The organism is Bradyrhizobium sp. USDA 4473 (assembly GCF_054063335.1).
Genome location: NZ_JBSSGE010000001.1, coordinates 4,543,457 through 4,567,092, shown reverse-complemented (window position 1 = coordinate 4,567,092; position 23,636 = coordinate 4,543,457). Strand labels below are relative to the sequence as shown.

20 protein-coding genes and 1 pseudogene are annotated in these 23,636 nt (G+C 64.9%); 10 read left to right on the top strand and 11 right to left on the bottom strand.

The annotated features are described in order from the left end of the window. The first annotated feature begins 201 nt into the window (after nt 1–201). On the top strand, nt 202–1,929 hold the full coding sequence (locus ACVW17_RS21230) for a caspase family protein (RefSeq protein ID WP_456753729.1): 1,728 nt from the start codon (nt 202–204) through the stop codon (nt 1,927–1,929). Between the two features lie 103 nt (nt 1,930–2,032). Here the strand turns inward: ACVW17_RS21230 and ACVW17_RS21225 are convergent. From ACVW17_RS21225 to ACVW17_RS21200, 6 genes and pseudogenes are all read right to left on the bottom strand, one after another. Further along, nucleotides 2,033–3,152, bottom strand: a pseudogene (locus tag ACVW17_RS21225) (cobalamin-independent methionine synthase II family protein). A gap of 19 nt (nt 3,153–3,171) precedes the next feature. Next, nucleotides 3,172–3,888, bottom strand: a complete 717-nt coding sequence (locus tag ACVW17_RS21220; RefSeq protein WP_456797838.1) for an ABC transporter ATP-binding protein — start codon at nt 3,886–3,888, stop codon at nt 3,172–3,174. Further along, entirely contained in the window at nt 3,881–4,633 is a 753-nt protein-coding gene (locus ACVW17_RS21215) for an ABC transporter ATP-binding protein (RefSeq protein WP_456797837.1), read from the bottom strand. Before ACVW17_RS21215 ends, ACVW17_RS21220 begins: the two co-directional genes overlap by 8 nt. Then, nucleotides 4,630–5,661, bottom strand: a complete 1,032-nt coding sequence (locus ACVW17_RS21210; protein ID WP_456797836.1) for a branched-chain amino acid ABC transporter permease — start codon at nt 5,659–5,661, stop codon at nt 4,630–4,632. Before ACVW17_RS21210 ends, ACVW17_RS21215 begins: the two co-directional genes overlap by 4 nt. Nucleotides 5,662–5,668: 7 nt before the next feature. Next, on the bottom strand, nt 5,669–6,538 hold the full coding sequence (locus ACVW17_RS21205) for a branched-chain amino acid ABC transporter permease (RefSeq protein WP_021080514.1): 870 nt from the start codon (nt 6,536–6,538) through the stop codon (nt 5,669–5,671). Between the two features lie 102 nt (nt 6,539–6,640). After that, nucleotides 6,641–7,822 carry an ABC transporter substrate-binding protein gene (locus ACVW17_RS21200; protein ID WP_456797835.1) on the bottom strand — a complete coding sequence of 394 codons (1,182 nt, stop codon included), beginning with the start codon at nt 7,820–7,822 and terminating at the stop codon, nt 6,641–6,643. A 237-nt stretch (nt 7,823–8,059) separates the two neighbouring features. Between ACVW17_RS21200 and ACVW17_RS21195 the strand changes: the two genes are divergently transcribed. Next, nucleotides 8,060–8,470, top strand: coding sequence for a hypothetical protein (locus ACVW17_RS21195; RefSeq protein ID WP_456797834.1), 411 nt, complete (start codon nt 8,060–8,062; stop codon nt 8,468–8,470). A 97-nt stretch (nt 8,471–8,567) separates the two neighbouring features. On the opposite strand, the gene purU is transcribed toward ACVW17_RS21195, so the two are convergent. After that, entirely contained in the window at nt 8,568–9,431 is an 864-nt protein-coding gene (gene purU / locus ACVW17_RS21190) for a formyltetrahydrofolate deformylase (RefSeq protein WP_456797833.1), read from the bottom strand. Between the two features lie 137 nt (nt 9,432–9,568). On the opposite strand from purU, the gene ACVW17_RS21185 reads away from it, so the two are divergent. After that, a complete protein-coding gene (locus tag ACVW17_RS21185) occupies nt 9,569–10,411 on the top strand; it encodes a uroporphyrinogen-III synthase (protein WP_456797832.1) in 843 nt (280 codons plus the stop codon). Between the two features lie 10 nt (nt 10,412–10,421). Here the strand turns inward: ACVW17_RS21185 and fcl are convergent, their stop codons facing one another. From fcl to ACVW17_RS21170, 3 genes are all read right to left on the bottom strand, one after another. Further along, a complete protein-coding gene (gene fcl / locus ACVW17_RS21180; RefSeq protein WP_456797831.1) occupies nt 10,422–11,378 on the bottom strand; it encodes a GDP-L-fucose synthase in 957 nt (318 codons plus the stop codon). Continuing rightward, entirely contained in the window at nt 11,359–12,444 is a 1,086-nt protein-coding gene (gene gmd / locus ACVW17_RS21175; protein WP_456797830.1) for a GDP-mannose 4,6-dehydratase, read from the bottom strand. The genes fcl and gmd overlap by 20 nt, the downstream gene beginning before the upstream one ends. Nucleotides 12,445–12,587: 143 nt before the next feature. Beyond that, on the bottom strand, nt 12,588–13,262 hold the full coding sequence (locus ACVW17_RS21170; RefSeq protein WP_456797829.1) for a Crp/Fnr family transcriptional regulator: 675 nt from the start codon (nt 13,260–13,262) through the stop codon (nt 12,588–12,590). 414 nt (nt 13,263–13,676) lie between these two features. On the opposite strand from ACVW17_RS21170, the gene ACVW17_RS21165 reads away from it, so the two are divergent. The 6 genes from ACVW17_RS21165 to ACVW17_RS21140 all read left to right on the top strand — a co-directional run bounded on the left by ACVW17_RS21165 (nt 13,677) and on the right by ACVW17_RS21140 (nt 21,054). Next, nucleotides 13,677–14,498 carry an ABC transporter ATP-binding protein gene (locus tag ACVW17_RS21165; protein WP_076858884.1) on the top strand — a complete coding sequence of 274 codons (822 nt, stop codon included), beginning with the start codon at nt 13,677–13,679 and terminating at the stop codon, nt 14,496–14,498. Next, nucleotides 14,495–16,423, top strand: coding sequence for an AMP-binding protein (locus ACVW17_RS21160; RefSeq protein ID WP_456753716.1), 1,929 nt, complete (start codon nt 14,495–14,497; stop codon nt 16,421–16,423). The genes ACVW17_RS21165 and ACVW17_RS21160 overlap by 4 nt, the downstream gene beginning before the upstream one ends. A gap of 208 nt (nt 16,424–16,631) precedes the next feature. Then, nucleotides 16,632–17,525, top strand: a complete 894-nt coding sequence (locus tag ACVW17_RS21155) for a branched-chain amino acid ABC transporter permease (protein WP_456753715.1) — start codon at nt 16,632–16,634, stop codon at nt 17,523–17,525. A 104-nt stretch (nt 17,526–17,629) separates the two neighbouring features. Further along, a complete protein-coding gene (locus ACVW17_RS21150; RefSeq protein ID WP_456753714.1) occupies nt 17,630–18,703 on the top strand; it encodes a branched-chain amino acid ABC transporter permease in 1,074 nt (357 codons plus the stop codon). Between the two features lie 51 nt (nt 18,704–18,754). After that, nucleotides 18,755–20,038: an ABC transporter substrate-binding protein gene (locus tag ACVW17_RS21145; protein ID WP_456797828.1), complete on the top strand. Its 1,284-nt coding sequence runs from the start codon at nt 18,755–18,757 to the stop codon at nt 20,036–20,038. Between the two features lie 176 nt (nt 20,039–20,214). Further along, complete coding sequence (locus ACVW17_RS21140; RefSeq protein ID WP_456753712.1) at nt 20,215–21,054, top strand: ABC transporter ATP-binding protein; 840 nt, start codon at nt 20,215–20,217, stop codon at nt 21,052–21,054. A 75-nt stretch (nt 21,055–21,129) separates the two neighbouring features. Here the strand turns inward: ACVW17_RS21140 and ACVW17_RS21135 are convergent, their stop codons facing one another. Beyond that, nucleotides 21,130–22,281: an AGE family epimerase/isomerase gene (locus ACVW17_RS21135; protein WP_456753711.1), complete on the bottom strand. Its 1,152-nt coding sequence runs from the start codon at nt 22,279–22,281 to the stop codon at nt 21,130–21,132. Between the two features lie 95 nt (nt 22,282–22,376). On the opposite strand from ACVW17_RS21135, the gene ACVW17_RS21130 reads away from it, so the two are divergent. Further along, nucleotides 22,377–23,600: a phenylacetate--CoA ligase family protein gene (locus ACVW17_RS21130; RefSeq protein WP_456753710.1), complete on the top strand. Its 1,224-nt coding sequence runs from the start codon at nt 22,377–22,379 to the stop codon at nt 23,598–23,600. Nucleotides 23,601–23,636: the final 36 nt, after the last annotated feature.

Below are 23,636 nucleotides of genomic sequence, written 5' to 3'. Positions count from 1 at the left end.
AGGGCGGACGGCGGTGTGGGCAGCGGTGAGTGGGACAAAAGTGGGCAGAGATCGTGCGTGACGGCGTGTTACCACCATTTTCCCACCAATTGAACCCCTTCCGCGGCTCCATCACCAAACAGTCATGGATTGCACCTGGATCGCCGTTTCAACCGCCTCGCCGTCGCCGATCACCATGACCGCTCACCCCGGGGATGACCGATGCGCCGCCTGCTCCTGATTCCCTGCCTGCTTGCCGCCCTGCTGTGGGCGGCGCCCAATTTCGCCCAGACGCGCGCCCAACTCGGCCCGCTCTGCACGACCGACACCACGCCCGCCGACCAGATGATCGACGCCTGCACCAAGATCATCGCGTTGAAGGTGTTTTCCGGCGAGAAGCTCGCCACCATCCATTTCTGGCGCGCGGTCGGCTGGAACAAGAAGGGCAACTATGCGCAGGTGATCGCTGACGCCACCGAGGCGTTGCGCCTCAAGCCCAGCACCGCCGTCTACAATTTGCGCGGGTCGGCCTATTACGACAAGGGCGAGTACGACATCGCGATCGCCGACTTCAACGACGCGCTGCGCATGGGGCCGCCAAGCGGCATCATCTTTCACAACCGCGGCAACGCCTATCGCGGCAAGGGCGACTATGCCAAGGCGATCGCCGACTACGACGCCGCGATCAAGGCGGGCCCGAAGTCGGCGTTTTCCTACCAGAACCGCGGCTCATCGAAGCAGGCGCTCGGCGATCTCGACGGCGCGCTTGCCGACATCAACGAGGCCGTGCGGATCGACCCGTCGCTGCCGCAACCGCTCATCAGCCGCGCCGTCATCTGGCGGGCCAAAGGCGACATCGCACGCGCGATCGCGGACACCACGGAAGCGATTCGACTGGCGAAGGCGAAGGCGCCAGCCAACATCATGACGCCGCCAGGCAGCGTGCTGATCTCAGCCTATACCCAGCGCGGCCTCGCCTATGAGGCCAACGGCGACGCCGCGCATGCCAAGGAGGATTACGCCGCGGTTCTCGAGGGCGCCTCCTCCGATGCCGGCAGCAAGGCCAACCAGGCCACCGCCAAGGTGCGGCTCGCGCTGCTCAAGGAGGCCGACGCGGCGCCGCGCAAGACGGCATCGTCACCTGCCGCCGAGAGCAGCCCAGCTCCCGCACCGCCGGCGCCCACCGCTGCACCAGCCGCCCCCGCAGCGCGCATGCAGGCCGCCACAACCGGCCGGCGCGTCGCGCTGGTGATCGGCAACGGCGGCTATGCGCATGTGAAGGCGCTGCCCAATCCGCCGAACGACGCGCGCGCCATCGCCAGGAGCCTGCGTGAGATTGGCTTCACCGTCACCGAAGGGCTCGACCTCGATCGCTATGCGATGCAGACGACGATCCACGATTTCCTGCGCGAGGCGGCGCGGGCGCAAATCGCGGTGGTCTACTACGCAGGTCACGGCGTGCAGGTCGACGGCAGCAACTACCTCGTGCCGGTCGATATCGAGTTCAAGGCAGGAAGCCGCATGACGGACGCGATGGTCGACATGGACACCATCATGGCCGGCCTCGACGATCAGATCCGCACCAACATCCTGATCCTCGATGCCTGCCGCAACAATCCGATGGCGCCGCAGCTGGCCTCCGCAGGCCCGAGCCGCGGCATCGAGGCCGGCTCCGGCCTTGCCGCGCCCGCGACGCTCGGATCCGGCTCGACGCTCGGCGCCGGCACGCTAATCGCGTTCGCGACCGCGCCGGGCCAGATCGCGCTCGACGGCGAAGGCGCCAACAGCCCGTTCTCGGCAGCGCTGTCGCGCCATGTCGGCACGCCCGGCCTTGAGGTGCAGCAGATGCTGACGCGGGTCCGCGCCGAGGTCGTCGCCGCGACCAAGGGCAAGCAGGTGCCTTGGTCGAACTCCTCGCTGCTCGGCGAGGTGTATCTGGCGGAGCAGTGACGGTACAAGAGACAGCGTCATTCCGGGGCGATGCGAAGCATCGAACCCGGAATCTCGAGATCACGGGTTCGCGCTTTGCGTGCCCCGGGATGACGCTAGCGCGTCACTTGCCCCACACCTCGTTCGCGACTTCGACGGCGAGCCGCAGCTTGGCCCACTGCTCTTCCTCGGAGAGGATGTTGCCTTCCTCGGTCGAGGCGAAGCCGCATTGTGGCGACACCGCGAGCTGCTCGAGCGGGGCGAACTTCGATGCCTCCTCCAGCCGCCGCTTGATGTCGTCCTTCTTCTCGAGCTCGCCGAACTTGGAGGTGATGACGCCGACCACCACGACCTTGTTGCCCTTGGGCAGGAAGCGCAGCGGCTCGAAGCCGCCGGCGCGATCGGAATCATATTCGAGGAAATACCCGTCGTAATTGGTGCCTCCGAGCATGGTCTCGGCGACCGGCTCGTAACCACCGGAGGAGATCCAGGTCGAGCGGAAGTTGCCGCGGCAGACATGCGTGGTGATCACCATGTCGGACGGCCGATCGGCGATCGCGTAGTTGATGACACGCGCGTAGATCTCCTGCAGGCCGTCGGGATTGTCGCCGCGGTCGCGCGACTTCTGCAGTTCCTACCGGCGAGCACAGATAGGCCCACACCGTGTCGTCGAATTGCAGATAGCGGCAGCCTGCATCGTAGAACGCCTTCACCGCTTTGCGGTAGGTCTTGCCGAGATCCTGATAGAATTCCTCGAGGTCCGGATAGACCTCCTTCGAGATCAACTTGCGGCCGCCGCGGAAGTGCAGCACGGCCGGCGAAGGGATCGTCATCTTCGGCGTGACATGGGCCTGGTCGGCGTATTTCTTCAGGAACCTGAAATGATCGAGCATCGGGTGCTGATCGGAGAAATCGAGCTTGCCGATCACCCTGATGGCGTCGTGCCGGGTCTGCACGCCTGCGAACTGGATGCCCATGTCGGGATGAAACAGTTCACAGCCGGTCAGATGGCTGAGGAAGTCGAAGTGCCACCAGGAGCGGCGGAACTCGCCGTCAGTCGCAAGCTTGAGGCCGACCGAGGCCTGCTTGTGCACGACCTTCTCGATCTCCATGTCCTCGATCTTGCGCAGCTCGTCGGCCGAAATCTCGCCCTTCTCCAGTTTGGCGCGGGCCTCCTTGATCTTCGGCGGCCGCAACAGGCTGCCGACCTCGTCGGCGCGGAACGGAGGCTTGGTTCGCTGCATGGTCAACTCCCGAACGTTTCTAATGTGCTTTGGCCCCGGAGACGCCGAGATGGCGCTCGAGGACGGACGGATCGGCTTTCAGCGCACTGCTTGCGGCATCGTGCACGATCGTGCCGCGTTCCAATATCACAACGCGGTCGGCGAGCCCCAGAATCTTTTGCGCGTTCTGTTCCACGATGATCGAGCAGATGCCGCCGGACCGCGTGATGGTTCCGATCGCCTTTAACAATTCCTCAACGATGATCGGCGCGAGGCCTTCGGTCGGCTCGTCCAGCAGCAGCACTTTCGGGTTCAAGGTCAGCGCGCGGCCGATCGCCAGCATCTGCTGCTCGCCGCCGGACAGCTGGTTGCCGAAATTGCCGCGCCGCTCCTTCAGCCGCGGAAACATCTCGTACACCCGCTCGACCGTCCACGGCCCGGGCTGCGCCACCGCGGTCATGTTCTCTTCCACCGTCAGCGAGCGGAAGATGTTGCGCTCCTGCGGCACCCAGCCGATCCCGGCGCGGGCACGCTGGTCCGGCCGCATCGCCGTGATGTCGTGGCCCGCGAGCGCGACGCTGCCGCCGAAGCGGCGCGTGATCCCGACGATCGAGTTGATCAGCGTGGTCTTGCCGGTGCCGTTGCGACCGAGCAGCGCGAGCACCTGGCCCTCAGCGAGCGCCAGCGACATGTCGGGCAGCACCACCGCCTCGCCGTACCCGGCACGCAGGCCCTGGATGGAGAGCAGGTCAGGCATCGGCGGCCTCGCCGAGATAGACCGCCCGCACCTGCGGATCGCGCGCGACCTCTTCGGGTGCGCCCTCGGTGAGCAGGCCGCCATTGACCAGCACCGAGATACGGTCGGCGAAGGAGAACACGAGGTCCATGTCGTGCTCGATCAGCAGCACGGTGACGTCGCGCGGCAGTGCCGCGACCGCCGCCAGGATATCGTGGCGCTCGCTTTCGGGCACGCCGGCAGCGGGCTCGTCGAGCAGCAGCACCCGCGGCTTGGCGGCGATCGCAACCGCGATCTCGAGCAGCCGCTGCTTGCCGTAAGGCAGCGTCGAGGTGAGCTCGGTCATCACGTCGAGCAGGTGGAAGCGCGACAGGATCTCGGCGATCTCGGCGTTGACCTCGTTCCGCGTGCCCATCCGCCGCCACCAGTCGCCGCCGCGGCCCATTCGCTGGGACACCGCAAGCCCGATGGTTTCGAGCGGCGTCAGGTCGGCATAGAGCTGGTTGATCTGGAAGGTACGCGACAGCCCGCGCAGCACCCGCTTGTGCACGGAGAGGCCGGTGATGTCGTGTCCTTCGAGCAGTATCTGCCCGCTGTTCGGCGTCAGCACGCCGGTGAGTTGATTGATGACGGTGGTCTTGCCCGCACCGTTCGGCCCGATCAGCGCGTGGCGGGCGCCCTGCATCACCTTCAGCGAGAGGTCGCGGGTGACGCGAAGACCGCCGAAGGATTTTTCGAGATTGCGGGTTTCCAGCGCGATCGTCATGACGCATCACCATCGGGCACCGCGACAGTCGACTTGCGGCCGGCGGACTGGCGGATGATCAGGTTCGGCACGAACAGCACCCAGCGATGAATCCGCGCGCGGCCGACCATCACGATCACGACCAGCACGAGACCGATCCAGAACAGCCAGTATTGCGGGGTGATGCTCTGAAACAGCTCCTGCAGCATCTTGAACACGACGGCGCCGATCAGGCCGCCATAGAGATAGCCGGTGCCGCCGATCACCAGCACCAGCATCAAATCGGCCGAGCGCTCGAAAGAAAACACGTCGAGCGAGGCGAGCGCCGTGGTCTGGGTGAACAACGCGCCGGCAATTCCGGCATAGAAAGCAGCGAGCGTATAGACCGCGATCAGGCGGCGGTTGACCGGCATGCCGATCGCGGCCGCGCGCAGCGGATTGTTTTTGATCGCGCGCAGCGACAGGCCGAACGGCGAATGCACGACGCGGCGGGCGAGCAGGAACAGGATGAACAGCACGGTCAGCGAGTAGAACAACCCGGTCTTGCCGAACATGTCGAAGGCGAACAGCCCGAGGATCGGCTGCATCTCGATGCCCTGCAGGCCGTCGGTACCGCCGGTGATGTTGGAAAAGCGTTCGGCAAGTGCTTCCAGCAGCAGCGCGATGCCGAGCGTCACCATCAGCCGGGTCAGGTCGACGCCGCGGATGACGAGGAAACTGGTCAGAAAGCCGAGCACCGCCGCAACGAGACCGGCGGCGATCAGCGCGATGACCGGCTCGTTGATGATGCCATGCAGCGCCAGCAGCCCGGCCGAATAGGCGCCGACGCCGAAGAACGCCGCATGGCCGAGCGAGACGATGCCGGCATAGCCGAGGATCAGGTCGAGCGACAGCGCGAACAGGCCGAGCCGCACGATGTCGGTCATGATCAGGTAGCGCGACGGGAACATGAAGGCGCAGGCCAGCGCCAGCACCCAGAACGCGATCTCGCTGATCCGCCAGCGCGCGGTGGCCATCGCATGAGTGGAGACGTCGGACAGCGCGGTCATGACGGCCTCACCGCGCCGCGGTGCGGCCGAACAGGCCGTTCGGGCGCCAGAGCAGGATCACGATCATGACGGTGTAGATCACGAAGGGGCCGACCTTCGGCACGTAGTATTTGCCGGCGACGTCGGCGATGCCGAGCAGCAGCGAGGCCAGGAACGGACCGGTGATCGAGGAGGAGCCGCCGACGGTGACGACGATCAGGAAGTAGATCATGAACTTCAGCGGGAAGTACGGATCGAGCCCGAGGATCTCCGCACTCAGCGCACCGCCGAGACCAGCGAGGCCGCAGCCGAAGGCAAAGGTGAAAGCGAACACCTGCGGCACGTTGATGCCGAGCCCGATCGCGGCACGCGGATCGTCGACCGCGGCGCGCAAGCGGCTGCCGAACCGCGTCTTCGCCAGGATCAGTTGCAGCGCCAGCGTGAGCAGGCCGCAGATCACGACGATCATCAGCCGGTAACGGCCGATGCCGACGCCGAACAGGTCGATCTGGCCTTCCAGCGCCGCCGGCAGCTTGATGAAGACCCGCGACGATCCCATGATGTAATCGACCGCCGCAACCGACATGAACACCAGACCGATCGAGAACAGCACCTGATCGAGATGGCTGCGGCTATAGAGATGGCGATACAGCGTCCGCTCCAGCGCGATGCCGATCAGCGCACTTCCGACAAAGGCGAGCGGCAGCGCCGCGAAGAACGGCCAACCGGAATTGTTGACCAGCACGGCGCAGATATAGCCGCCGGCCATCGCGAAGGCGCCGTGCGCGAGGTTGACGAAATTCATCAGCCCGAGCGTCACCGCAAGCCCACAGGCCAGCACGAACAGCAGCATGCCGTAAGCGACGCCGTCGAACAGGTTGGTGAGGATTGAGGCCATGAAGTCAGCTTAACCGAGAAGACGCAAACGACACCACGTCAACAGGATCGTCATGGCCGGCTGGTCCCGGCCATGACGTGGAGGGAGGCGGAGCTTCGCGCGTCACTTCTTGGTCTTGCCGGAATCCTTGACAGCCTCGAAGGTCGCGAACTCGACATTGTAGAGCTCGCCGTCGACCTTCTCGACCTTGCGGATATAAATGTTCTGCACGATGTCGCGGGTTTCCGGATCGATCGAGATCGGGCCGCGCGGGCTCTCCCACTTCATGCCCTTCATCGCCTCGATCAGCTTGTCGCCATCGGTAGCACCACCGGTCTTCTTCAGCGCCTCGTAGATCAGATGAATGCCGTCATAGCCGCTGACCGCCATGAAGCCGGGACGATTGCCGAACGCCTTCTTGTAGGCGGCGACGAAATCCTTGTTCATCTGCGACGGATGCGCGGCGGAATAAAGATGCGCGGTCACGGCGCCGAGCGCGGCATCGCCCATGTTGTTGAGCAAATCGTCGTCCATGACGTCGCCGGGGCCGATCACCTTGATGCCGCTCTTGTCGAGCCCGCGCTCGGCATATTGCTTCATGAAGTTGCCACCCTGCCCCGCCGGCACGAACACGAACATCGCGTCGGGCTTGGCATCCTTCATGCGTTGCAGGAACGGCGCGAAGTCGGGATTGGCGAGCGGGACCTTGACCTCCTCGACGATCTCGCCGCCGCCGGCGGTGAAATGCTGCTTGAAGAAGGTCAACGCGTCGTTGCCCGGCGCATAGTCGGAGGTCAGCGTCGCGACCTTCTTGATGCCGTTCTTGACCGCCCAGTCGCCGATGATGGTGGAGGACTGCGCCAGCGTGAAGCTGGTGCGCACGATGTAGGGCGAGCGCTCGGTGATGATCGAGGTGCCGGCGGCCATCACGACTTCCGGGATCTTGGCCTGCGTCGCCAACGGCGCCGCCGCAAGCGCCGCGGGCGTCACGCCGAAGCCCGCGATGAAGTTGACCTTGTCGTTGACGATCAGTTCCTGCGCCAGCCGCTTGGTGTTGTCGGGCACCGCGGCGTCGTCCTTCAGGATGATCTCGATCTTCTTGCCGGCGACGGTATCGCCCTTCTGCTGCATGTAGAGCTTGATGGCGTTATCGATCTGCTTGCCGGTCGAGGCCTGGCCGCCGGTCATCGGCAGGATCAGGCCGATCTTGACGGCGTCCTCCGCCCGCGCCGGCAGGCTCGCGCACAACCCCGGAAGCACCGCCGAGGCGGCACCCCACAGCAGCATCTTGCGACGATTGAACATCGACATCCCTCCCCCTTCCAATCTTCTGCATCGAGCCGAGTCCCCCGGCCCTTAACCCAAGCATGTCACGGCCAAGCCGCAACGCGACAAGGCGTCTCCCCGTGCCCGCTGTCAATCGGACGATGGGCGTGTGTCGCGCGCAGTCATCGGATCGTTGCAACAGCAACCAGTATCAGGGTACCAGAATTTTCCCACGAAACTCAACGTCCCGAACGGCGTGCCCCGGTCGCCGTGCGCTTGATTTATTTGTACGATCGTACAAATGAAGCCGCGATGTCAACAAACAAGCACAATTGCAGCCGAACGGTCGCGGCCGAGATCATCATCCATAAAGACCAGGGCTGTATCCTGCCGCCAATGCCGATCCTCACCCGCCCGATCCCTGTCCTGACTGCCCTCGCGCTCGCAGCCTGCGCGCTCGGGGGATGCAGCACCATGAACCAAAAGCTCTCGGCGGGGATGGCCGACTACATTCCGGCCTGGGCCGGCGGCCTGCCCGCAGACGCGCCACCGCGGGCGGGCACCCCGGAATACGACAAGTTCATGCAGGAGCGCGAACGCAAGCGCCTGATGCCGGCGGCCGAGCGCGGCGACGACGCCAGCAAGCCGTCAACGCCAGCCTCCACACCGCAGAACGCGACTCAATAAAGCGCGACGAGATCAGGCTGAAGCGTCATCGCGCTTTGGCGCCCTGTCTGAGCATGATCCTTTCGGAAAGCTGCTTCGCACCTTTCCGGATCAAGCTTTAATCCACGAACACCACAGTCTTGCGCCCATTGAGGATGACGCGGTCGGCGAGGTGGTAGCGGATCGCGCGCGCCAGCACGCGGCGCTCGATATCGCGGCCCTTGCGCACGAGATCATCGGGGGTGTCGCGGTGGCTGATGCGCTCGACGTCCTGGTCGATGATCGGTCCCTCGTCGAGATCGCTGGTGACGTAATGCGCGGTGGCGCCGATCAGCTTGACGCCGCGCTCATGCGCCTGGTGGTAGGGCTTGGCGCCCTTGAAGCCCGGCAGGAAGGAATGATGGATGTTGATGCAGCGGCCCGACAGCCGCGCCGACATCTCGTCCGACAGGATCTGCATGTAGCGGGCCAGCACCACGAGGTCGGTCTGGGTGTCCTGCGCGAGCTTCCAGACCGCGTCTTCCTGCTGGCGCTTGGTCTCTTTGGTCACCGGCAGATGATGGAACGGGATATCGCCGAAATCGAGCGAGCCATAGGTCTCGCGCGGGTGGTTGGAAACGATCGCGGTCGGGATCATCTCGAGTTCGCCGGTGCGCCAGCGATAGAGGATGTCGACCAGGCAGTGATCGGACTTGGACACCAGCAGCATCACCCGGCGGAGGCTGGCGCGATCGCGCATCTGCCAGTCCATGCCGAAGCGTTCGGCGATCGCGGCAAAGCCGGTCTGCAGCGCCGACAGCCCGACGGCGAGGTCGGCGGCGGTGAACACCACGCGCATGAAGAACTTGCCGGTCTCGACGTCGTTGAATTGCTGGGCGTCGAGGATGTTCTGGCCGTTATGCGCCAGGAAGGTCGAGACCGCGGAGACGATTCCCGGCCGATCGGGACAGGACAGAGTCAGAACGAATTGATGGTCGGGCATGCCAATTGACCAAAGCTTGAGCAGATGTGTGGAACAGTCATTTTCGGCCCTCGTCTATCACCGCCGGCGGCCTTGCGCCAATGCCGCCGCAGGGGTCAAATCGAACAAATGACGGCAATGTTAGTTTAAGGACCATCATGGCTGACCGGCTGAATGGCTACCGCATCCTGATCCTCGAGACGCGCGAGGAGGCGCAGTTTTCCCGCCTGCTCACCGAGCAGGGCGCGGACGTGCTGCAATGCCCGATGTTCACCATCCACGATGCGCCAGATCCGGCCCCGATCGAGGCCTGGATTCGCCGCGCCATCGAGCGGCCGTTCGACGACCTGGTGCTGATGACGGGGGAAGGCCTGCGCCGGCTGATGAAGGTCGTGCGCCGGATCGGGGTCGAGGCGGAGTTTGTCGGCAGCCTCGGCAAGGCGCGCAAATTCGCCCGCGGGCCGAAGCCCGGGCGGGCGCTGCGCGAGATCGGCCTGGAGCCGCAGATGACGACCGAGAAGCCGACCTCGGAAGGCGTCGCCGAGATGCTGTCGAAGCAAGACGTGGGCGGCCATCGGCTCGGCTTGCAGCTCTATCCGGACAAGGACCACAGCACCCTGATCGGCGCGATCAAGGCGCAGGGCGCCGACGTCGATACCGTGCTGCCCTATGTCTATGACGCGCAGGCCGCCGACGCCAACATCGTCACCGCGATCGAGGAGATGGCACAGGGCCGCATCGACGCCATCGCGCTGACCAGTTCGGGCCAGGTTCGCCGCCTGATGGAAGTCGCCGAGAAGCATCGCTGCGAGGCAGAGTTGCGCGAAGGGCTGAAGCAGACGCCGATCGCCTCCGTCGGACCGGTGGTGTCGGACGAGTTGAAGGCCTACGGCCTGCCCACCGATATCTATCCGGCGAACGATGCGTTCTTCATGAAGCCGCTGATCTCGGCGATGGCGACGGCGCTGGCAAAGGCGCCGCCGCGGACAGCGGCGAAATAGCCGCTCGGCGTTATTCCGCCGCCTGCTTGGTTTCGCTCAGATAGGCCTGGTACGCGCGCTTGATGCCCTCCTCGAGCGAGGTCGAGGCGCGCCAGCCGAGCTTGGCGAGCCGGCCGACGTCGAGCAGCTTGCGCGGCGTACCATCGGGGCGCGAGGCGTCGAAGCTGATCTCGCCGCGATAGCCGACCGTGGCGGCAACCACGCGGGCGAATTCGGCGATGGTGATGTCCTCGCCGGTACCGATATTGACCAGCTCCGGCGAGGAATAGGTCTTCATCAGGTGGATGCAGGCGTCGGCGAGATCGTCGACATAGAGGAATTCGCGGCGCGGCGTGCCGGTGCCCCAGACCACGACATTGCCGGCGCCCGAGATCTTGGCCTCATGGAAACGGCGGATCAGCGCGGCGACGACGTGGCTGTATTCAGGATGATAATTGTCGCCGGGGCCGTAGAGGTTGGTCGGCATCACGCTGATGAAATCGGCGCCGTACTGGCTGCGATAGGCCTCGGCCATCTTGATGCCGGCGATCTTGGCGATGGCGTAGGGCTCGTTGGTCGGCTCCAGCGGGCCGGTCAGCATCGAGTCCTCGCGCAACGGCTGCGGCGCCAGCCGCGGATAGATGCAGGACGAGCCGAAGAACATCAGCTTCTCGCAGCCATTGGCGTGGGCCGCCTGGATCACGTTGGTTGCGATCGCCAGATTGTCGTAGAGGAATTCGGCCCGCAGCGTGTTGTTGGCGACGATGCCGCCGACCTTGGCCGCGGCGAGGAACACCGCCTGCGGCCGCTTGGCGGCAAACCAGGCGTTGACCGCGGCCTGGTCGCGCAGGTCGACCTCGCTACGGGACACCGTCAGCAGATCGACCTGTTCGCGCGCCAACCGGCGCACCACCGCCGAACCGACCATGCCGCGATGGCCGGCAACAAAAACCGTCTTGCCCTTCAGTTCAAACGCCGTGCTTGCCATTGGCCGCATCCTGCCTGGCCTCGACGAGATCGCCGGCGACCATTTCCTTCACCAGTTGCGCGAACGACGTCTTCGGCGCCCAGCCGAGCTTGGCGCGCGCCTTGCTGGCGTCGCCGATCAGAAGATCGACCTCGGTCGGACGGAAGTAGGTCGGATCGATCTGCACCAGGGTCTTGCCGGTGGCCTTGTCGACACCGACCTCCTCGATGCCCTTGCCGCGCCATTCGATGGTGCGGCCGACCTCCGCAAACGCCAGCTCGACGAACTCGCGGACCGATCGCGTCTCGCCGGTCGCGAGCACGAAGTCACCGGGCTCGTCCACCTGCAGGATCCGGTGCATGCCCTCGACATAGTCGCGGGCATGGCCCCAGTCGCGCTTGGCATCGAGATTGCCGAGATAGAGCTTGCTGTCCAGTCCGAGCTCGATGCGGGCGACGCCGCGCGTGATCTTCCGGGTCACGAAGGTCTCGCCGCGGATCGGGCTCTCGTGGTTGAACAGGATGCCGTTGCTGGCGAACATGCCATAGGCCTCACGGTAGTTCACCGTGATCCAGTAGCCGTAGAGCTTGGCAACGCCGTAGGGCGAGCGCGGATAGAACGGCGTGGTTTCCTTCTGCGGCACTTCCTGCACGAGGCCGTAAAGCTCCGAGGTCGAGGCCTGGTAGAACCGCGTCTCCTTCTCCATGCCGAGGATGCGGATCGCCTCCAGCAGGCGCAGCACGCCGATCGCATCCGCGTTGGCGGTGTATTCCGGGCTCTCGAAACTGACCTGGACGTGGCTTTGGGCCGCGAGGTTGTAGATCTCGGTCGGTCGAATCTGCTGCACCAGGCGGATCAGATTGGTCGAATCGGTCATGTCGCCGTAGTGCATCAGGAACGGCACATTGCCGACATGAGGGTCCTGGTAGAGATGATCGACGCGGGCGGTGTTGAGCGAGGACGAGCGACGCTTGACCCCGTGCACGGTATAACCAAGGCTGAGCAGATATTCGGCGAGATACGCGCCGTCCTGTCCGGTAATGCCGGTGATCAGCGCAACGCGCCGCTTTGAGTCCTGAGCCGCCATATCATCTCCAGAGAGCGCGAAAACCGCGCGGTCCCGACGAGGCCGGTCTGTAGCAGACGGCTTCCTCCAAGTCTAATGGCATAATCGTTTGCAAGATCAGGACTTTAGAGCACCCGAAATGGCTCGGTCCGACCCGGCGCCGGTCATTCCCCGTAGTGGCGCAGCCGGTCGAGCTCGATGATCGTCACCCCGCCATATTCGAGCCGCAGCAGCCCCTCGCGCTCAAGCCGCTTCAGGCACTGGTTGGCGTTCTGGCGGGAGATTCCCGACAGCGCCCCGATCTCCTCCTGGGTGATCTCGAGGTGCAAGGTGAGTTCGGGGTAGAGAATCGGATTGAACAGCGAGGCGATCGAGCGCGCCAGCCGCGCGGTTGCGTCGAGCGTCCGGCCGTATTCGAGCAGCGCGATGAACTGGCCGAGCCGCTCGTTGAGCTGTCCCACCAGGAAGCGGTTGAAGCCGACGCTGTTCTCGAACAGCCAGACGAAGGTCCGGCGGTCCATCATCGCCAGCCTCGTGTCGCGCAGCGCGACCACGTCGTAGCGCCGCGTCTCGTTCTTGAGGACGGTGCCCTCGCCGAACCACGCGCCGGCGGTGAGGCCCGCGAAGCTCGCGGCCTTGCCGCCGCGCGAGACGATGCCCATCCGCGCCAGCCCGGTGACGATGCCGGTCCAATATTGGAAGTTGTCGCCACGCATGAAGATGAATTCGTTGGCGCGGTAGGATTTCTCGGAAATGCCGGCGCGCGCGATATCGATTTCTTGCTCGCTCAGTTCGCGCGACCAGGCCGCGATGCGCTTCAGGTAATCAGCAGCGATCATTCTAGCGACGGCATCCCACCCCAAAGACCAGACACGATATTGCACCGCAGCAATGTCGTGCACCAAGTCGTGCGCAAAGTCAGGAACCCGCCTCTTGGAATGCCAGCGAAAATTCCTGACCAATTGTCGGGCACATGACAATTCAACCTATCGCTTTCTCGTATTCAGAGCCACCTCGCGTAACGCCGCGCGCCGCTCCTCGATGGATCGCGGACAGCGGACGACGCGAGAGACGGGCTTGCAGGCAGGGTGCGGCGTTACCGCGCATGATGCAGGCGATCGGGGCAAGCGATGCTCCCGAACGCCGGCATCATTAGTCGGATGGTCTCCCTTCGGCGGCCCGTATAAGATCGAGGCAAGATCGAAGCGAAAGATAAAGAGCGCACCAAAGCGCCCGTATCTGGAGGGAACAGGGTGGCCAACAGTCTCGAGGTGCGCGGAGTCTCATTGCGCTTTGGCGGCGTCCGCGCGTTGACCGAGGTGAGCTTCGGCGTCAACGAGGGCGAGCTGTTCTCCATCATCGGCCCGAACGGCGCCGGCAAGACCTCGATCGTCAACTGCATCTCCGGCCGCTACCGCCCCACCGAAGGCCAGCTGTTCTACCGTGGCCAGGACATCACCGGCCTCACCCCGAACGCACGGCCCCGGCTCGGCATCGGCCGGACCTTTCAGAACCTCGCGTTGTTCCACCACATGAGCGTGCTCGACAACATCATGGTCGGCCGCCATCACCTCCTGAAGAACAATTTCATCACGGGCTCGCTGTACTGGCTGACCGGCGCCCGCCGCGAGGAGCTGGAGCACCGCCGCAAGGTCGAGGAAATCATCGACTTCCTCGACCTGCAGTCGGTCCGCAAGGCGACCGCCGGCACCCTGCCCTACGGCCTGCGCAAGCGCGTCGAGCTCGCCCGCGCGATGGCGCTCGAGCCGCAACTGATCCTGCTCGACGAGCCGATGGCCGGAATGAACTTCGAAGAGAAGGAAGACATGGCGCGCTACATCGTCGATCTCAACGAAGAGTTCGGCATGACGGTGATGATGATCGAGCACGACATGGGCGTCGTGATGGACATTTCCCACCGCGTCATGGTGCTCGATTTCGGCCGCAAGATCGCCGAGGGCGATCCGGCCACCGTGCTCGCCGACCCCCACGTCAAGCGCGCCTATCTCGGCGAAGAGGACGAGGCACTGGTCGATCCGGACGACAAGCCGGCGGTGCGGGAGAGCGCGGCATGATGGACTATGCCGGTCGGGCCGCGCAGGCCGACACCTTCCCCAAGATGCTGCGCCTCAACGCCAGGGAGCACGGCAACGAAATCGCGCTGCGCGAGAAGGATTTCGGGCTGTGGCGTGAATTCACCTGGAACGACCACCAGACGCGCACCCGTGATTTCGCGCTCGGCATGGTCGAACTCGGCCTCGGCCGCGGCGACGTGATCGGCATCATCGGCGACAACCGGCCGGATTGGGTCGCCGCCGAGATCGCTAGCCACGCCATCGGCGCGTTGAGCCTCGGCCTTTACCGCGACGTGCTGGACGAGGAAGCCGCCTACCTCCTGACCTATGGCGAGGCCAAGCTGGTGTTCGCGGAGGACGAGGAGCAGGTCGACAAGCTGCTCGGCCTTGCCGACCGGGTGCCGCATCTCAAGCACATCATCTATTCCGACCCGCGCGGCATGCGCAAATACGACGATCCGCGCCTGATGGAGGCGAACAAGCTCGTCGAACTCGGCCGCGACCGCGCCGCGCGCGAGCCTGGCCTGTACGACCGGCTGGTCGACGCCACTGATGGCGAGGACGTCGCGATCCTCTGCACCACCTCGGGCACGACGGCCAACCCGAAGCTCGCGATGCTTTCGGCCGGACGCGTGCTGCGGCACTGCGCGACCTATCTTGCCTTCGATCCGAAAGGGCCGGACGACGAATATGTCTCGGTGCTGCCGCTGCCCTGGATCATGGAGCAGATCTACGCACTGGGCAAAGCGCTGCTCTCCCGGATGAAGGTCAATTTCGTCGAAGAGCCCGACACCATGATGCACGACTTCCGCGAGATCGCACCGACCTTCGTGCTGTTCGCGCCGCGGGTCTGGGAATCGATCGCGGCCGACGTCCGTGCCGGCGTAATGGATGCCTCGCCGTTCAAGCAGCGCCTCTACGAGCTCGGCATGAAGACCGGGCTTGCGGCGCTCGCCGAGGGCAAGCGCTCTGTTTTCGCCGACCAGCTCCTGTTCCGCGCGCTGCGCGACCGGCTTGGCTTCACCCGGCTGCGCTCGGCGGCGACCGGCGGCGCGGCGCTCGGGCCGGATACCTTCAAGTTCTTCCAGGCGATGGGCGTGCCGCTGCGGACACTGTATGGCCAGACCGAGCTGCTCGGCGCCTACACGCTGCATCCCGCGGGCAAAGTCGACCCCGACACGACAGGCGTGCCGATGGCCGACAACATCGAGATCCGCATCGACAATCCCGACGTCAACGGCGTCGGCGAGATCGTGGTGCGGCACCCCAACATGTTCCACGGCTATTACAAGAACCCGGACGCCTCGGCCGCCGACATCAAGGACGGCTGGATGCATTCGGGCGACGCCGGCTACTACAACGACAACCGGCAGCTCGTGGTGATCGACCGCATCAAGGATCTCGCCGAGACCTCGCGCGGCGAGCGTTTCTCGCCGCAATATATCGAGAACAAGCTGAAGTTCTCGCCCTATGTCGCCGAGGCGGTCGTGCTCGGCGCCGGCCGCGACGCGCTCGCCGCAATGATCTGCATCCGCTACTCGATCATCTCGAAATGGGCCGAGAAGAACCGGATCTCGTTCACGACCTACACCGACCTGTCCTCGCGCCCCGAGGTCTATGCGCTGCTGAAGAAAGAGGTCGAGACGGTCAACGCCACCCTGCCGCCGGCGCAACGCATCTCGCGCTTCCTGCTGCTGTACAAGGAGCTCGATGCCGACGACGGCGAGCTGACGCGCACCCGGAAAGTCCGCCGCGGCGTGATCAACGAGAAATACGCCGACATCATCGAGGCGATCTACCGCGGCAAGGCCAAAATCCCGGTCGACACCGTGATCCGCTTCCAGGACGGCTCCACGCAGCGCGTCCGCACCACGCTCGAGGTCGTCGATCTCGGCCGCGCGGCCATCGCGGAGGCCGCGGAATGAGACAGCCTCAAGCGATGGCAGTTGATGCGCCCTCTCCCCTTGTGGAAGAGGGCTGCACTGCCGGTAGACACGAACTCGCTTCGGTGAGGGGTCCTCTCTCCACAATCCCGATGCGGAGACAACCCCTCACCCGGCTTCGCTTTGCGAAGCCACCCTCTCCCACAAGGGGAGAGGGTGCAGCCGCCGCAGTCCGGAGCTACCACACCCCATGAACACCCAGTTCCTGATCCAGCTGATCGTCAACGGCCTCGTGGTCGGCACGCTTTATGGCGTGGTCGCCATGTCGTTCGTGCTGATCTACAAGGCGACGCAGGTCGTGAATTTCGCGCAAGGAGAGCTGCTGCTGGTCGGCGCCTGGGTGTGCTGGGCATTGCTGACCAAATACCAGCTACCGTTCTGGATCGGCATGCCGATCACGCTGGTGTTCATGTTCATCTTCGGCATCGCGATCCAGGTCGTGATCCTGCGTCCGATGATCGGCGAGCCGATCATCTCGGTCATCATGGTGACGATCGGACTCTCGACGGTGTTCCAGGCCGCGCTGAAGTGGATCTTCGGCGTCAACCCGCAGCCGTTCCCGCATATCTTCCAGAGCCAGTCAGTCAGCCTGTTCGGGCTGCAGATCCAGACCGTCTATGTCATGAGCCTCGTGGTCTCGCTCGCCATGATGGTCGGCATGGCCTGGTTCTTCCGCGCCTCCAAATACGGCCTTGCGATGCGCGCCACCGCCTTCAACCAGCAGGTCGCGCAGTCGCTCGGCATCTCCGTGAAGAGCGTGTTCGCGATGGCCTGGGCGATTTCGGCCACGGTCTCGGCAGTCGCCGGCGTCGTGGTCGCGGTGGTCAACGGCGTATCGTCCGGCCTCTCCGCCTACGGCATCAAGGTGTTTCCGGCCGCCATCCTCGGCGGGCTCGACTCGGTCGGCGGCGCCGTGCTCGGCGGCATCATCATCGGACTGTTGGAAAACGTCGCCCAATATGTCGACAGCCAGTATCTGCACTGGGGCAATCTCTACGAGATTGCGCCGTTCTACGTCCTGATCATCATCCTGATGATCAAGCCGTACGGCCTGTTCGGCACCAAGGACATCGAGCGGGTCTAGGCATGGTCGCCGAAAAGTGGAAACCGGTTTTCGGAAACGACCATGCCCAGACAAAAAGGGGCGTGACGATGACTTCACTCCGGCAGGGAGCACAATAGAGCCCCATGGCAACGAGCACCCTCATTCCGTCAGGCGATTTCCGCACCAGCTATGCGGCCGACACCACCATCTTCCCGACCGCGACCAGCCGCAATTTCGCGATCCTCGGCATCGTGCTCGCCTGCTTCGCGCCGATGCTGCTGTCCAATTACCTGCTCTCGATCGCGATCCAGATCGGCATCTTCGCGATCGCGGCCCTCGGTCTCAACGTCCTGGTCGGCTTCACCGGTCAGATCTCGATCGGCCATGCCGCGTTCTTCCTGTTCGGCGCCTTCACCTCGGCCTACATCTCCAACAACGCGCCGATCCCGGTGTTCTTCGCCATCCCCCTCGCCGGCGTGATCACAGCGCTGGTCGGTCTGATCTTCGGCGTGCCGGCGGCGCGGCTGAAAGGGCTCTACCTCGTCATCGCGACGCTCGCCGCGCAGTACATCCTGCTCGACTTCTTCTCGCGCGCCGAATGGTTCTCGGGCGGCTCCGTGCCGGCCAGCGCCAACCCTTTCTCGATCTTCGGCTACACCCTGCGCGGCGACCGGCAGTATTTCTACGTCGTGCTCGCCTACATGGTGGTCAGCTATCTGCTCGTCACCAACCTGATGCGCACCCGCGACGGCCGCGCGCTGGTCGCGATCCGCGACCACTATCTCTCCGCCGAGATCATGGGCATCAACCTGACCAAGTACCGGACGCTGTCGTTCGGGCTGGCCGCGTTCTTTGCCGGCATCGCGGGCGCGCTCTATGCGCATTATCAGCTCGTCGTGTCCCAGGAAGGCTTTGGTATCGAGCGCTCGGTGCTGTTCCTCGCCATGGTCATCATCGGCGGCACCGGCTCGGTGATGGGCACGCTGATGGGCACGGCCTTCGTGGTGCTGCTGCCGGAATCGATGGAGTGGCTGAGCGCCTGGCTGAAGGGCGGCGCCATCGACAAGGCGCTGCAGCTCAACAACAACATCACCTTCCTGCGCGAGATCGCGATCGGCCTGATCATCATCGGCTTCCTGATGTTCGAGCCTGATGGCCTCGCGCATCGCTGGCGGCAGATCAAGGCCTACTGGAAGCTTTATCCGTTCTCGCACTGACGCATCGAGCAACTCAAATTCGGTTCAACGAATAAGCAGGAGGAAACAACAATGACGATTAGATCCCTTTTGAGCTCGGTCTCCCTCGCGCTGCTGATCAGCAGCGCAGCCGCCACCGCACAGGCGCAGATCGCCATCGGCCATCTGCAGGACCTCTCCGGCGGCACCTCCGACGTCGGCACGCCCTATGGCCAGGGCGTCGCCGATACGTTTGCCTGGGTCAACAAGAACGGCGGCATCGGCGGCAAACAGCTCAATGTCGACAGCAACGACTACGGCTACCAGGTTCCGCGCGCGATCGCGCTGTACAAGAAGTGGTCGGCGCCCGACGGCAAGGTCGCCGCAATCATGGGCTGGGGCACGGCAGACACCGAAGCCCTCACCGGCTTTCTGGCGCAGGACAAGATCCCGGACATCTCCGGCTCCTATGCGGCCGCGCTGACCGATCCGGAAGGCACCAGCGGCAAGGCCAAGCCCGCACCGTATAATTTCTTCTATGGTCCGAGCTATTCGGACTCGATGCGCGCAATGCTGACCTGGGCCGCCGAGGACTGGAAGTCAAAGGGCAAGCCGGGCAAGCCGAAATTCGTTCATATGGGCGCCAACCATCCCTATCCGAACGCCCCCAAGGCGGCCGGCGAAGCGCTTGCGACCGAGCTCGGCTTCGAAGTGCTGCCGCCGCTGGTGTTCGCGCTCTCGCCCGGCGACTACTCGGCACAATGCCTCAGCCTGAAGAGCTCCGGCGCGAACTATGCCTATCTCGGCAACACGGCGGCCTCGAACATCTCGGTGCTGAAGGCCTGCAAGACCGCCGGCGTCGACGTTCAGTTCCTCGGCAATGTCTGGGGCATGGATGAGAATGCGGCGAAGACCGCCGGCGATGCAGCCGACGGCGTCATCTTCCCGTTGCGCACGGCGGTGAGCTGGGGCGGCAACGCGCCCGGCATGAAGACGGTGATGGAGATCTCCAAGATGTCCGACCCGTCGGGCAAGGTCTATCGGCCCGTGCACTACATCGCCGCGGTCTGCAGCGCGCTCTATCTGAAGGAAGCGCTCGACTGGGCCGTCAAGAATGGCGGCGCTACCGGCGAGAACGTCGCCAAGGGCTTTTACCAGAAGAAGGACTGGGTGCCGGCAGGCATGGACGGCGTCTGCAATCCCTCGACCTGGACGGAGAAAGATCACCGCCCGACCACGAAGGTCGATCTCTATCGCTCGAAGGTCTCGGGCGCGACCGATGGCGACATCAACGACCTGATGGCCAAGGGCACGATCAAGCTCGAGAAGGACAAGACCGTCGAACTGCCGCGCAAGCCGGAATGGTTTGGCTGGTGAGGTCGTGAGGCCGGCACCAGCGCAGCCTCGACAACAATCGTCATCCCCCCGAAAGCGGGGGATCCAGTACGCCGCGGCCTCTCGTTTGGTCTCTGGCGCCTCTGGAATACTGGGTCACCCGCTCTACTGCGCTGTTGCGCACGAGGCGCGGGTGACGACAGCGGAGAATAATCGAGATGAACGAAACCCTCGAAGCCACCCGCCCGGTGCCGACGGCCGTCCCGCCGCCGCCGCTGCTCAGCGTCAACAACATCGAGGTCGTCTATGACGACGTCATCCTGGTGCTGCGCGGCCTCAGCCTCGGGGTGCCGAAGGGCGCGATCGTGGCGCTGCTCGGCGCCAACGGCGCCGGCAAGTCGACCACGCTGAAGGCGATCTCCGGCCTGCTCAAGACCGAGGATGGCGAGGTCACCCGCGGCGAGATCCTGTTTGAGGGCCAGCGCATCAACGGCATCGATCCGGACAAGATCGTCCGCCGCGGCATCTTCCAGGTGATGGAGGGCCGCCGCATCGTCGCCGACATGACGTCGCTGGAGAATCTGCGGCTCGGCGCCTTCACCCGGCGCGACGGCGAGGTCTCTGATGATATCGACATGGTGTTCAAATATTTCCCGCGCCTGAAGGAGCGCACCGGGCTCGCCGGCTATCTCTCCGGCGGCGAGCAGCAGATGCTTGCGATCGGTCGTGCGCTGATGGCACGCCCGAAGATGATCCTGATGGACGAGCCGTCGATGGGGCTGTCGCCGCTGCTGGTCAAGGAAGTATTCGCGATCATCAAGGAGATCAACCGCGATCTCGGCGTCACGATCCTCTTGGTCGAGCAGAACGCGCGCGCCGCGCTGTCGGTCGCGAGCCACGGCTACATCATGGAACAGGGCAAGGTGGTGCTCGACGGCTCCGCCGACGAGCTGCGCGACAATGAGGACGTCAAGGAGTTCTACCTCGGCGGCGCCGGCGACCAGCGCAAGAGCTTCAAGAATTTGAAGAGCTTCAAGCGGCGCAAGCGCTGGCTGTGAGGCCATGGCGCGCTTTTCGCGCGGAGTTGAGGACCAGTTCGCGTGCAGAAAGCGCTTGCAGCCATCAAGACGGTTCTAGCCGAGCACCTGCTCGGCTTCGGTGACCGCGCAGAGCACATGGTAGAACGACGACGCCGGGATCGTGGCGACCAGCGAATTGCCGTCACGGTCGAACTGGTCGTACCAGCCGCCGGCCACCGGATGGCTGAGATAATGCCGCTCCAGCAGCACCAGCGCCGCGCGCGCCTCGTCCGCGGCGCCGGCTTCGCCCGACTCCGCCTGCGCCGTCCAGGCTTTCGCCAGCTCGCTCTGCGGCCACAGCCGCCTGGTGTGGCGGCGAATGTTGCCCTCGGCATCGCCCTCGTCGACAAGGCAGCCGGTGGCGGCGTCGCGATAGCGCAACGCCGAGGCCAGCAGTTCGCCGCGCGGGCGCCCGGTGGGGCAGCCGGTGATGCGCTCAAATCCCTTCAGCAGCCAGATCCACTCCGCGAGGTGCCCCGGCTCGACGCTGACCGGCGGGATCTTCGACCAGTCCTCCTCGAAATATTCGCCGAGGGTGCGCGTCTGCTTGTCGTAGAGATTGGCCAGGAACAGCGCGAAGAAATCGCCGGCGCGGTTCTGGAACGACAGATCGTGGGTCGCGTCGAAGCAGGCGATCATCGCCTCGAACAGATGCATCTGCGGGTTCTGCCGGCGCGGCATCGACGGCGGCAAGCCCTCGTGAAAACCGCCATGGGACGAGCGCAGCTGCGTATCGAGAAACGCCAGCAGCGCATCGATCTCGGCGCGGACCTGCGCGTCCTGCTCGAGGCCATAGACGGTCGCCAGCGCGAGCAGGATGAAGGCATGGCCATAGGTGTCGCGCAGCGGGTCGAGCACGCTGCCTTCCGCGGTCAGGCTGTAGACGAAGCCCGGCCGGCCGTCGGGCGCCTTGGCCTTGGCCAGCAGGTAGTCCAGCCCCTCCAGCGCGATCGCGCGCCCGTCCGGATACCAGCCCAGCTGGGCCGCCTTGGCGTAGCAATAAATCTGGCGCGCCTGCACCATGACCCGGCGCGGCGCCGCGTGATCAGCTGTCCCATCCTGACGCAACCGGTCGACGAAGCCGCCGGCGGTGCCGTCCCAGCCGGTGGTCGACCACAGCGGCAGCGCCTGGTCGATGATGCGGCGCTTCAATCTCGCGACGACATCGGCGGCCCCGTCCGCCGCAACGCTCTCTGCCTCAGCCATCGTGCTTCCTGGAACCGTCCCACTGTCAGCGGTCACCGTCTGATAGCACGGGCGGACCGGCACGCAACCTGCGCACATCCTCTCAAGGACCTGACATGACCGACCATTACGATGCCCTTGAAACGCGCGATCCGGCCGCGCGCGAGGCCGCGCTGTTCGCCCGCCTGCCGGAGGTGCTGGGCAAGGCGATAGCGGCGCCTGCCTACGCCAACCTGCTCAGGGGCATCGACCCTGCCTCCATCACCAGCCGCGAAGCGCTGGCGGGGCTGCCGGTGCTGCGCAAGTCGGAACTGCCGGCCCTGCACAAGGCGGCGCCGCCATTCGGCGGATTCGTGGCCGACAAGCCCGGCTCGTTCGCCCGGCTGTTCACCTCGCCCGGACCGATCTTTGAACCCGAAGGCCGCCAGGCGGACCCCTGGCGCGGCGCGCGGGCGCTGTTTGCGGCCGGCTTTCGCGAGGGAGATGTGGTGCTGAACACCTTCAGCTATCACCTGACCCCCGGCGGCTTCATCTTCGACGTGTCGGCACGGGCACTCGGCTGCGCGGTGATCCCGGCGGGCCCGGGGAATACCGAGCAGCAATTCGAGCTGATCGAGGCCTATCGCCCGATCGGCTATAGCGGCACGCCGGATTTCCTGAAAATCCTGCTCGACGCCGCGGCCAGCGCCGGCCGCGACGTCTCCTCGATCAAGCGCGCTCTGGTCTCGGGCGCCGCATTTCCGAAATCGCTGCAGGAGGAGATGAAGTCGCGCGGCGTCGAGGCCTATCAAGCGTTCGGCACGGCCGACCTCGGCCTGATCGCGTTCGAGACGCCGGCGCGCGAGGGAATGACGGTCAATGAGGATTTGATCCTGGAGATCGTCAAGCCCGGCACCGGCGATCCCGTCGCGTCCGGCGACGTCGGCGAGATCGTGGTGACCTCGCTCGATCCGCACCATCCCTGGATCCGCCTCGCGCTCGGCGATCTGACGGCCGCCCTGCCCGGCGCGAGCCCGTGCGGACGCACCAACATGCGGATCAAGGGCTGGATGGGCCGCGCCGACCAGACCACCAAGGTCAAGGGCATGTTCGTACGACCCGAGCAGATCGCCGAGATCGGCAAGCGCCATCCCGAGCTCGGACGGCTGCGTCTCGTGGTCACGCGCGCCGGCGAGGCTGATGCGATGACGCTGCGGGCCGAATGTGCCTCAGCGCCGGCGGCCCTGTTGAATGAGGTTGCGGCAACACTGCGTGCCGTGACGAAACTCGGCGGGGCTGTCGAGCTGGTCGGTAGCGGCTCGCTGCCGAACGACGGCAAGGTGATCGCAGACGAGCGATAACCGTCGAAATCACCCGAAGCGTGATCGATCCGCATT

Excerpts from the sequence above, each read along its gene's own strand:
- ACVW17_RS21215 (WP_456797837.1), bottom strand. The coding sequence starts at position 4,633 with ATGACGATCGCGCTGGAAACCCGCAATCTCGAAAAATCCTTCGGCGGT.
- ACVW17_RS21205 (WP_021080514.1), bottom strand. The coding sequence starts at position 6,538 with ATGGCCTCAATCCTCACCAACCTGTTCGACGGCGTCGCTTACGGCATG.
- ACVW17_RS21135 (WP_456753711.1), bottom strand. The coding sequence starts at position 22,281 with ATGGCTGAGGCAGAGAGCGTTGCGGCGGACGGGGCCGCCGATGTCGTC.
- ACVW17_RS21140 (WP_456753712.1), top strand. The coding sequence starts at position 20,215 with ATGAACGAAACCCTCGAAGCCACCCGCCCGGTGCCGACGGCCGTCCCG.
- ACVW17_RS21160 (WP_456753716.1), top strand. The coding sequence starts at position 14,495 with ATGATGGACTATGCCGGTCGGGCCGCGCAGGCCGACACCTTCCCCAAG.
- ACVW17_RS21230 (WP_456753729.1), top strand. The coding sequence starts at position 202 with ATGCGCCGCCTGCTCCTGATTCCCTGCCTGCTTGCCGCCCTGCTGTGG.
- ACVW17_RS21220 (WP_456797838.1), bottom strand. The coding sequence starts at position 3,888 with ATGCCTGACCTGCTCTCCATCCAGGGCCTGCGTGCCGGGTACGGCGAG.
- ACVW17_RS21170 (WP_456797829.1), bottom strand. The coding sequence starts at position 13,262 with ATGATCGCTGCTGATTACCTGAAGCGCATCGCGGCCTGGTCGCGCGAA.
- fcl (WP_456797831.1), bottom strand. The coding sequence starts at position 11,378 with ATGGCAAGCACGGCGTTTGAACTGAAGGGCAAGACGGTTTTTGTTGCC.
- ACVW17_RS21145 (WP_456797828.1), top strand. The coding sequence starts at position 18,755 with ATGACGATTAGATCCCTTTTGAGCTCGGTCTCCCTCGCGCTGCTGATC.
- ACVW17_RS21155 (WP_456753715.1), top strand. The coding sequence starts at position 16,632 with ATGAACACCCAGTTCCTGATCCAGCTGATCGTCAACGGCCTCGTGGTC.
- ACVW17_RS21150 (WP_456753714.1), top strand. The coding sequence starts at position 17,630 with ATGGCAACGAGCACCCTCATTCCGTCAGGCGATTTCCGCACCAGCTAT.
- ACVW17_RS21200 (WP_456797835.1), bottom strand. The coding sequence starts at position 7,822 with ATGTTCAATCGTCGCAAGATGCTGCTGTGGGGTGCCGCCTCGGCGGTG.
- purU (WP_456797833.1), bottom strand. The coding sequence starts at position 9,431 with ATGCCCGACCATCAATTCGTTCTGACTCTGTCCTGTCCCGATCGGCCG.
- gmd (WP_456797830.1), bottom strand. The coding sequence starts at position 12,444 with ATGGCGGCTCAGGACTCAAAGCGGCGCGTTGCGCTGATCACCGGCATT.
- ACVW17_RS21185 (WP_456797832.1), top strand. The coding sequence starts at position 9,569 with ATGGCTGACCGGCTGAATGGCTACCGCATCCTGATCCTCGAGACGCGC.
- ACVW17_RS21130 (WP_456753710.1), top strand. The coding sequence starts at position 22,377 with ATGACCGACCATTACGATGCCCTTGAAACGCGCGATCCGGCCGCGCGC.
- ACVW17_RS21210 (WP_456797836.1), bottom strand. The coding sequence starts at position 5,661 with ATGACCGCGCTGTCCGACGTCTCCACTCATGCGATGGCCACCGCGCGC.